Source organism: Actinomyces sp. 565 (assembly GCF_010365615.1).
Classification (GTDB): domain Bacteria; phylum Actinomycetota; class Actinomycetes; order Actinomycetales; family Actinomycetaceae; genus Actinomyces.
On the sequence record NZ_PIZD01000037.1, the window covers coordinates 1 to 9,160 of the forward strand.

The following is a 9,160-nucleotide window of genomic DNA, read 5'->3' on the forward strand; positions in this document are numbered from 1 at the left end:
TGCCGCATGGCCTGCGAGGCGCCGGCACCGGCGCCGCCGGGTGCGCCCACGCCGCCGCTGAGCGCCCCGGCGCTCGTCCCCGCCGCCTCCAGCAGCACCGTGCGCCGCGGCGTGCCGAACTCCTCCGCCACCGCAGCCAGCTCGCGGGACACCGTGGCCCGCAGCAGCGACTCGTCATTCAGGATCGCCTCCAGCTCGGCGATCTCGGCAGCCAGCTCGTCCCGTTCCTTCTCCAGCTCGATCACGGAGAACTTGGTCAGGCGCCGCAGCTGCAGCTCCAGGATGTAGTTGGCTTGCGGCTCGGACAGGTCGAACACCTGCATCAGGCGCCTGCGGGCCGTGGCCGCGTCCTCGCTGGAGCGAATCACCTGAATGACCTCGTCGATGTCGACGATCGCAATCAGCAGCCCCTCCACCAGGTGCTGGCGCTCGCGCCGCCTGCCCAGGCGGAAGCGGGTGCGCCGCTCCACCACCGTCAGGCGGTGGCGGACGAATACGTCCAGCAGCTCGCGCAGGCCGAGTGTGCGCGGCTGGCCGTCCACCAGGCACACGTTGTTGATGCCGAAGGAGTCCTCCAGCGGCGTGTACCGGTACAGCTGCGCCAGCACCGCCTCTGGGTTATAGCCGTTCTTGACCCCGATCACCAGGCGGGTGCCGTGCTTGCGGTCGGTCAGGTCCGCGACGTCGGTGATGCCCTGCAGCTTCTTGGACGCCACGGTCTCCTTGATGCGGGCGATAACCTTCTCCGGACCCACCAAGTAGGGCAGCTCAGTCACCACAATGCCCTTCTTGCGGGCGGTGATGTTCTCAATGCGGGCGGTGGCGCGCGTGGAGAACTTCCCGCGCCCGGTGCGGTAGGCCTCCCGGATCCCATCCAGACCCACGATCATGCCGCCGGCGGGCAGGTCCGGCCCGGGCACGAAGGCCATCAGCTCCTCCAGGGTGGCATCCGGGTGCGCCAGCAGGTGCCGGGCCGCCGCCACCACCTCGGTGAGATTGTGCGGCGGCATATTCGTCGCCATGCCCACCGCGATGCCCGAGGCGCCATTGACCAGCAGATTCGGGAATGCCGCCGGCAGCACCTCCGGCTCGGTGAGCGTGTAGTCGTAGTTGGGGGCGAAGTCGACCGTGTCCTCGTCGATGTCCGCCGTCAGCGCCAGGGCGGGGGCGGCCAGCCTCGCCTCGGTGTAGCGGGGGGCGGCCGGGCCGTCGTCCAGGGAACCGAAGTTGCCGTGGCCGTCCACCAGCGGCAGCCGCATGGTGAAGGGCTGCGCCAGCCGCACCAGTGCTTCATAGATGGCGACATCCCCGTGCGGGTGCAGCCGACCCATGACGTCGCCCACCACGCGGGAGGACTTCACATGCGGCCGGTCCGGGCGCAGCCCCATACGGTCCATCTGGAACAGGATGCGCCGCTGCACCGGCTTCAGGCCGTCCCGGGCATCCGGCAGGGCCCTTGCGTAGATGACCGAGTAGGCATACTCCAGGAAGGAGCTGCGCATCTCCGTGGGCAGGTCCTGCTCCACGATGAGATGGTCGGCGGGCGGCGGCGTCGGCGGGGCGGACTTCGGCATGGCCGCATTGTGGCCCGCCGCGGCTTCGCCACGGGGGCAACGACACCCGGGGGTGACGGGAACGATGGCATGATCTGCCCCATGACGTGGACTGCGCAGGCTCGCCCCGGGGACGAGGTCCCCACCCCGACGTCGCTGGTCGACGAGGTCACCCGGGCCGGCTACTACCCCGAGCTCGTGCTCGGCACCCTCGACGTCGCCGTCGCGGGGGAGGAGGTGCTCGCGGACCTGGTCCAGGCCGAGACCGTGTTCGACGACGCCGTCCACCGGCACCTGACGGTACTGGCCCTGACTCCCAGCCGCCTGGTCATCGTCCACGTCGATGACGCTCCGCGCGAGGACGGGCTGCCGGGGGCGCTGGCCACTAGTGAGGCCGTGCCGATCTCCCGGATCAAGTCCGTGGGCCTGACACGCGGAGTGTCCGAGCCGGCTAACGGTGGGGGACGGTTGACGGAGATGACGATCGCGCTGGCCTGGGGCTCCGTGCGCCGTATCGACCTCGAGCCCGCCGCATGCGCCGATCCCGAATGCCAGGCAGACCACGGACTGACCGGCGTGTCCGTCCCGGACGACATCGTGGTGCGCGTAGCCGCAGGAGTGGAGGGGGATGCGGCCCTGGCACGCGCAGAGCGCTTCGCCCGGATCCTGTCCGGAGCGACAGCCCGGGCGGCGGCGCGCGCATGAGCACCCCGTACCTACGGCAGGTCCTGGCGGCGGCCGCTGCCGGTGCCGGCCTGGCGCTGCGCGACGGCCCGCCCGGGGCGGTCACGGCCGGCGAGGCCCGCGCGAAGGCAGCTGAATGGGGCCTGCTGGGACAGGACGGCGCTGCCAGACCCGCCGGGGTTGTCGTCGTCCTGGTGGACGGGCTCGGGATGCAGCTGCTTCAGGAGCGGCGTGGGCACGCTCCCACACTGCGCACCTGGATGGCCGACGCCGCCTCCGCCCCGGGCGGGGGCAGGGCCCGCACCTGCGTACCCTCCACGACGGCAGCCGCCCTGACCACCCTCGGCACCGGCGCGATGCCCGGGACTACCGGCATGGTCGGATACAGCGTGCTCAACCCGAGCCTGCGACGTCACCTGCGTGCCGGCACGATCCCGGACGCCGCCCAGAACCTGTGCCTGATTACCTGGCAGGATACGGCACTCGACCCGCGCCGATGGCAGGACGTGCCCACCGTCTTCGAGCGGAGCGCACCCGGGCCGCATGCCGGGGCCCGGGCCGCGGCGTCGGCGGTCACCATCGGTCCGGCGCGCTTCGCCGGCTCCGGCCTGACGGAGGCGGCTCTGCGCGGCGCCGTCCACTTGGGGGCGGACCGTATGGAGGACCGTCCGGGTCTGGCCGCCCGCGCCCTGCGGAGCGGCGTCCCCCTGGTGTACCTGTACGTCGGCGAGCTCGACCACGTCGGCCACCGCCACGGCTGGCGCTCAGAGAACTGGCTGATGCAGCTGGAGCGCCTGGACGGAATGCTGGCGGAGCTGATGCGCCTGGTCCCCGCGGGCACCCGCGTGCTCCTGACCGCCGACCACGGCATGGTCGACACCGACGCGGCCCACCGCATTGACCTGACCGACTACCCAGAACTCGCCCGTGACGTCGCAGCCGTAGCCGGGGAGCCGCGTTTCAGCCAGCTGTATGTGCCCCACTCCGACCCGGAGACGGCTGCCGCCGTCGCCGACCGCTGGCGGGCGGTGCTGGGGGAGCGGGCGCTCTGGGTGGGAACCCGCGTGCAGGCCGGCACCCGGATCGGCCCCGTTGGGGAGCGGGCTGAGAGCGTCCTGGGTGACGTGCTGGTGGCCATGGCCGACAACTGGGTCGTCGTCGACCCGCGCGTGCACTCCGCGGGAGCAATCGCCATGCCGGGCGTGCACGGCTCTCTCACGGACGCCGAGATGACGGTGCCGCTGCTGCTGGCCCGCGCCTGACCGGGACTGTAGCCGCCCGGCTACTCCTCACTCCGGCTTGGAGCCGAAGACGATCTCATCCCAGGAGGGCACGGAACGACGCGCCCGCCGCTTGGGCTTGGGTGCGGGCGCGGCCGGCATCTCCGGCAGCGCTTCCTGGGTGGCGTCGGCGTCGTTGGACGTCCCGTCCCGCTCGTCGCGGTCGGTGGCCGGCGCCGTAGCCTGGTGCAGTCGGCTTCCCGCCGGGTGATTACCGGTGTGGGCGCGGCGGCGCTCCGACATGGACACCACCTGCGCCTGCCCCTGTGGCTCCGTCTCGTCTCCCGGGGCGGCATCTTCCGCATCGGGTGCGGCCGCCTCGATGCGCCTGCCACGGTTGGAGGCCAGATCCGCCAGCAGCGCGTCCGTGGAGTCCACCGCGGAGTCCACTGCCGTGGGCGGCGCGCTGTCAGCGGCCGCCGGGGACTCGGGGACGGGCGGGGCCGCTGCCGGAGCGGATACCGAGGATGCTCCGGGAGCCGCGGAGTCCTGGTCGAAGACCGTGGGGCGGCGTCCCCCGCCGGCCTCCGTCAGCCAGCGGGCCTCATCATCCAGGGCGGATACCGAGCGTGCGGTCAGATCGAGCTCCCAGTGCGCCTGCTTCGCCTCCGCTCCCTGAACGAAGGTCAGCACGATCTGCCACGGCTCCCGGCCCTCCCGCAGCGCATCCCACTCCAGGCTGCCTGCCTCCACACCGCGGGTGGCCAGCCGGTCCACGGCAAGCTCGCCCAGGACGGGGGAGTCCTTCTCCCAGCCGATGCGACAGGCCTGCGCCTGTTGCACCGCCCACAGGCGTTCGGCGATAACGGGCCCCTCGAAGCGGCGCACGTGCTCAACGTCCAGGCCGGTGGCTGAAGCGACCTCTTCCGCGCTGGCGCCCGCTCGCATGAGCGCCTGCAGCTCCCGGGGGCGCACTGCCGCGCCGGGGGCGGGAGGCTCCGGGCTTGGAGACAGGGCTGCGGGGCGCGCCCTCCTCACGGCGGCGCGTAGGGCGTCGTCCACGACGATGCTGTAGCGCTCACCGCGTGAGTCGGTCATGACGATGGTGTCGCCGTTGGCCCCCAACAGCTCAAGCTCGATCATTGACGTGGGCCTCCTTACAGTCCCTTGCGCAACCCGAGATGGGCGGGCTGACACATGCCTCAGCGTGCCATCTAAGCCGCTCGGTGTCTGGGAGGCGGGGCCGCGTGGCACGCAAGAGCTCGCCGCCTGTTCGCCCTCAGCCTTTGCGCGTGGCCTGACCAGGCGGTTCCCGCCGCAGCGACGTGGTGCTATGGTGCGCGTGCCCTAGCTCGGAGGGGCGGCGCACATTCGCTGAGCAGGATGTTCGCCGTTCCCGGCAGCGCCCGCCGCTGCCCGAGAGCCCCAGCGAGAGCCGTCCATAAGAGAAAGTGACGAGGCCATGGCAACCGACTACGATGCCCCGCGCAAGAACGACGACGAGCCCGAAGCCGACTCGATCGAGGAACTCACCGCGCGTCAGAAGGATCAGTCCTCGGAGGCGATCGAGGAGGACGAGAACGAAGTCGCCGAGGGATTCGAGCTGCCCGGGGCGGACCTGTCCCGTGAGGAACTCAGTGTGCACGTCGTCCCGCAGCTCGAGGACGAGTTCACCTGCTCGGAGTGCTTCCTGGTGCACCACCGCTCCTCACTCGCCTATGTAGACGAGCAGACCGGCCTGCCGGTGTGCACGGACTGCGCCGGCTGACGGGGCCGACACACAGGCAGATCGAGAGGAGGAGAACCAGCATGGGCCTTTTCTCCCGCCGTCACCGTGACGACGGCATAGACGACGCCAGAGACGACGGCAGGGACGACGCAGCTGACGTCGCCGTCGGCCCGGGCGAGTCCACGCCGAGCAACCCGGAGGATGTTGGCGTCGGCCCCTGGGATGCCGCCGACGCCCCGGACGAGACCGCCTCCGCCGGACTCGTTGATCTGGGCGCCCTGCGCGTGCCAGCCGTCGACGGCATGCAGATCCGCATGGAGCGCGCAGGACAGGGAGGCGAGGCCTCCGCAGTCGTCCTCATCCTGGGCGGCTCAACCATGGAGCTGCGCGCCTTCGCCGCTCCCCGCACCGTCGGCATCTGGGATGAGCTGCGCGCGGACATCACGGCACAGCTGACCCGCGCGAAGGCCACCTTCGAGCTGGTGGAGGGCGACTACGGCACCGAGATCATCGCGCAGCTCCCGGTGCGTACGCCGGAGGGCCGCACCGGGACCATGGCCGCCCGCTTCATCGGCGTCGACGGCCCGCGCTGGTTCCTGCGCGGCGTCCTCCAAGGGCGCGCAGCCACCGACCCCGACGCCGCCAGACAGCTACGTGAGGTCTTCGCAGGCACCGTGGTTGTGCGCGACGGCGTCGCCCGCCCGCCGCGCGAGATCCTGCCCCTACATGCCCCGGGCGCGACTGCGGCGCCCGAGGCCGAGGAACTGCCGGGACTGGACCCGCTGCAGCCAGGCCCCACCATTGCCGAGGTGCGATGAGCCGGCGCAGCGGGACGGTACGCGTCGCACGCCTGTTCAAGCGCCTGCGTCCAGCGCGCCGCCCCCGCCTGGACTCGGGCGCAGCCGCAGCCGTCGGCGCGCACGCCCCGTCCATGCGCCCCGGCGACATCCTGATCAAGGACCTGGCGCCCCGTCGGCGCGCCCACGTGTCCGGTGTGCTGCGGGCGGTCACCTACCGGCCTGCCTCTGCCAAGCCGGTGCTCGTCGGCCAGCTCGACGACGGCACCGGCGTGGTAAACCTGATCTGGATCGGTCGGCGCGCCATCGTCGGCATTGAGCCGGGCGCACGGCTGCGGGCCGAGGGCATGGTCGTATCCGGGCGCACCCGTCCAAGTATTTATAACCCGCTTTACGAGCTCCTCGGGGAGGACATATGACCGAGCGCCCCGCCGCGGCGGCACCGCCTGCCCGCGATGACGGGCGCAGCGGACTCGGCGCGCTGGACGCAGACCGCTTCGACGCGGCCGCAGCCGTCGGCGGGTGGCGCGGCATTCTGGAGTCCGCCGTGCCCACACTCGTGTTCATCTGCGTACTGGCAGCGCGCCCTCAGGCACTGGTGCCGGCACTGCTGGCGTCACTGGCGGTAAGCGCCCTCGCCCTGCTGGCCCGGCTACGCGGCCGCCAGCCGCTGACCCAGGTGCTCGGCGGTGCCGCCCTGGCGGCCATCAGCGCACTGTGGGCGTGGCGGACCGGAAGCGCCACGAACTTCTACGCCACCGGACTGGTTATCAATGCGCTGTGGCTGGCGGCCACCGGTGGCTCACTCCTGCTGCGCCGCCCCCTGGTGGGCGTCCTGCTGGGCGCATGGCATGCCGCGTCAGGGGGAGAGCAGATCGGCACGAGCAGTTCGGCCGGCTCCGCCGCCCGCCGCTACGCGGTGGCCACAGCGATCCTGGCCGGCATGTTCGCACTGCGGCTGGCGGTCGAAGTGCCCCTATACCTGGTCGGAGAGGCGGCCGTGAGTGTTCTGGGAATAGCCCGCCTCCTGCTGGGACTGCCCTTGTTCGCCGTGACTTTGTGGTTCGTGTGGCTGGTCATCGGCCCGGTTCTCAGGCAGCCGGAAACCAGTCAAGCCGACTCGGGCGACTCGTCCCCGGGGCTGGCCGAGCCGGTGTCCTGAGCCGTCTGCTGCGCGGCGGTGAATATCGCCGGCACCTGATCCAGGACCGCCTCACCGGCCTGGGCAGTAAGGAACAGCAGCTCGTCGCCCCGCTCGAAGCGGTCATCGGGACCCGGTCGAAGCGGCCGGAAGTCCCGCAGTATCGTGGCCAGCACCGTGTGCGGCGGCAGCTTCACCCCACTGACCAGCTCACCAATCACGGGCGAGTCATCCGGCAGCGTGAGCTCGTGCATGAGCACTCCGGACTGGTGGAAGGTGAACACTGGTACCAGCGAACCGACGCTTACCGCCTCCTCCACCAGCGCGGTCATGATTCGCGGGGTCGACACGGCCACGTCCACCCCCCAGGTGTCGTCGAACAGCCACTCGTTCTTCGGGTTGTTCACTCGTGCCACCGTGCGTGGAACCGCGTACTCGGTCTTGGCCAGCAGGGAGATGACCAGGTTGGCCTTGTCATCCCCGGTGGCGGAAACCACCACGTCACAGTCGCCGGCTCCCGCGTCGGCCAGGGAGCCCAGGTCGCAGGCATCCGCCAGCTGCCAGTCCGCCTCGGGCACGGAGGCGATACGCATTGCGTCGGGGGCGCGGTCCACTAGGGTCACATCGTGCCCGTGGCTGATGAGCTCGCGGGCGATCGAGCGTCCCACCGAGCCGGCTCCGGCAATCAGGATCTTCATGGCTATACCTCCTGTGCGGGCGGGCGGGAGAGGGCGCGTTGCAGGGCCCCGAGCTGCTGGGCGGTAGCGGCCACGTGCAGCCGGTCGTGCTCCTGGATGCGGGTGTCCGGCTGTGGGATCACGGCCCCGGACCCGCGCGAGATCCAGGCGACCCGCACGCCGAGCCGTTCCTCCAGTGCGCCCACTGCGGTGCCGATCCATGCGGCGGACACGTCCGGCTGGACCAGCCCCACCGCCCCGGAGGGATCCATGAACTCCCGCGCGGTTCCACCGGGCAGCACGCGACGCATCATGTGCTCGGCGGTCTGCCGCACAGTCGCCACCGTGGGAATTCCGAGCCGCTCGTAGACATCGGCCCGGGTGGCGTCATAGATCCGGGCCACCACGTGCTCCACGCCGAACAACTCGCGCGCCACGCGCGCGGCGATGATGTTGGAGTTGTCCCCGTTGGAAACGGCGGCAAAGGCGTAGGCCTCGTCTATGCCGGCCTGCTCCAGGGCATCGCGGTCGAAGCCGATGCCCTTGATCTTGCGGCCGTTGAATGTCGACGGCAGTCGCCGGAAGGCGTCGGAGTTGCGGTCGATAACGGCCACCGAATGACCCATACGGTCCAGCTGGGTGGCCATGGAGGCCCCCACTCGGCCGCAGCCCATGATGACGAAGTGCACGGGGTGAACGGTACTCCGTCATCAGCGGGGAGGGGCGGGTGTCAGGCGTGCGGGAGGGTTGGCCCGATCAGGACGGGGACGTAGCATCATCGTTCGTGCGTGACTTCGCCGACCCCGTCAAGCGGCTCCCCGCTGGCTCCCCGGCACCCGGCCCGGCTCCGGGCGGCGCCCTGCTGCCCAAGCGCGTGGCCCTGCCGGCATTAGCCGCCCCGACCCTGTCCGGCGTCGGCTACGCACCGGATGCGATTCTCACAACGCTGGCAGTTGCGGGAGTAACCGCTACGGCAGCGTCGTCCTGGGTGATGCTCGCAGCTGTCGGCCTGCTCATCATTGTGCTCGTCTCATACCGGCAGATCGCTTACGCCTATCCCGGCAGCAGCGACTACGAGGTAGCCGCCTCGGGCCTCGGGCACCGGGCGGGCGTGGCGACCGCCGCGGCCATGCTCTGGGACTACGTGCTCATTGTCGCAGTCTCCACCTGTGCCGCCACCAGCTACCTGGCCTCCGTCGTCCCCGGGCTGGCCGCCCACAAGCAGGCCGGGGCGGTGGCGGTTACCACCGTCCTGGCCGTGATGAACCTGCGCGGAAAGCGACGACCGGGAGGCGCCCTCGCGCTGTGCACCTATGCGTACTTGGCGGCGGTGGCCGCCACGGCCGTGAGCGGCCTGAT

General features: G+C 71.1%; 10 protein-coding genes and 1 pseudogene. 7 read left to right on the forward strand and 4 right to left on the reverse strand.

Translation table 11 applies throughout. From position 1 onward, the window contains the following. A partial coding sequence (locus GZ997_RS06080) for a DNA topoisomerase (ATP-hydrolyzing) (protein WP_162679250.1) occupies positions 1-1,574 on the reverse strand: 1,574 nt, incomplete at its 3' end. Positions 1,575-1,655: 81 nt separating this feature from the next. Here GZ997_RS06080 and GZ997_RS06085 point away from each other — a divergent pair. Next, entirely contained in the window at positions 1,656-2,258 is a 603-nt protein-coding gene (locus GZ997_RS06085) for a DUF5998 family protein (protein WP_161923919.1), read from the forward strand. After that, complete coding sequence (locus GZ997_RS06090; protein WP_162679251.1) at positions 2,255-3,499, forward strand: nucleotide pyrophosphatase/phosphodiesterase family protein; 1,245 nt, start codon at positions 2,255-2,257, stop codon at positions 3,497-3,499. Before GZ997_RS06085 ends, GZ997_RS06090 begins: the two co-directional genes overlap by 4 nt. Positions 3,500-3,526: 27 nt before the next feature. On the opposite strand, the gene sepH is transcribed toward GZ997_RS06090, so the two are convergent. Continuing rightward, complete coding sequence (sepH, locus tag GZ997_RS06095) at positions 3,527-4,600, reverse strand: septation protein SepH (RefSeq protein WP_161923921.1); 1,074 nt, start codon at positions 4,598-4,600, stop codon at positions 3,527-3,529. A gap of 319 nt (positions 4,601-4,919) precedes the next feature. On the opposite strand from sepH, the gene GZ997_RS06100 reads away from it, so the two are divergent. Genes GZ997_RS06100 through GZ997_RS06115 form a run of 4 tightly spaced genes read left to right on the forward strand, consistent with a single transcriptional unit; the run spans position 4,920 to position 7,145 of the window. Next, positions 4,920-5,225, forward strand: coding sequence for a DUF4193 domain-containing protein (locus GZ997_RS06100; protein ID WP_161923922.1), 306 nt, complete (start codon positions 4,920-4,922; stop codon positions 5,223-5,225). Positions 5,226-5,266: 41 nt separating this feature from the next. Further along, complete coding sequence (locus GZ997_RS06105; protein WP_162679252.1) at positions 5,267-6,004, forward strand: DUF3710 domain-containing protein; 738 nt, start codon at positions 5,267-5,269, stop codon at positions 6,002-6,004. Then, entirely contained in the window at positions 6,001-6,402 is a 402-nt protein-coding gene (locus GZ997_RS06110) for an OB-fold nucleic acid binding domain-containing protein (RefSeq protein WP_162679253.1), read from the forward strand. Before GZ997_RS06105 ends, GZ997_RS06110 begins: the two co-directional genes overlap by 4 nt. Continuing rightward, a complete protein-coding gene (locus tag GZ997_RS06115; RefSeq protein WP_161923925.1) occupies positions 6,399-7,145 on the forward strand; it encodes a DUF3159 domain-containing protein in 747 nt (248 codons plus the stop codon). Before GZ997_RS06110 ends, GZ997_RS06115 begins: the two co-directional genes overlap by 4 nt. Here GZ997_RS06115 and GZ997_RS06120 read toward each other — a convergent pair. Further along, positions 7,094-7,822, reverse strand: coding sequence for a TrkA family potassium uptake protein (locus GZ997_RS06120; RefSeq protein ID WP_161923926.1), 729 nt, complete (start codon positions 7,820-7,822; stop codon positions 7,094-7,096). The genes GZ997_RS06115 and GZ997_RS06120 overlap by 52 nt on opposite strands. Positions 7,823-7,824: 2 nt before the next feature. Beyond that, the gene (locus GZ997_RS06125; RefSeq protein WP_161923927.1) at positions 7,825-8,490 is read right to left on the reverse strand and encodes a TrkA family potassium uptake protein; all 666 of its coding nucleotides are present in this window, start codon (positions 8,488-8,490) and stop codon (positions 7,825-7,827) included. A 95-nt stretch (positions 8,491-8,585) separates the two neighbouring features. Here GZ997_RS06125 and GZ997_RS06130 point away from each other — a divergent pair. Then, positions 8,586-9,160, forward strand: a pseudogene (locus tag GZ997_RS06130) (APC family permease); the annotation flags it as partial.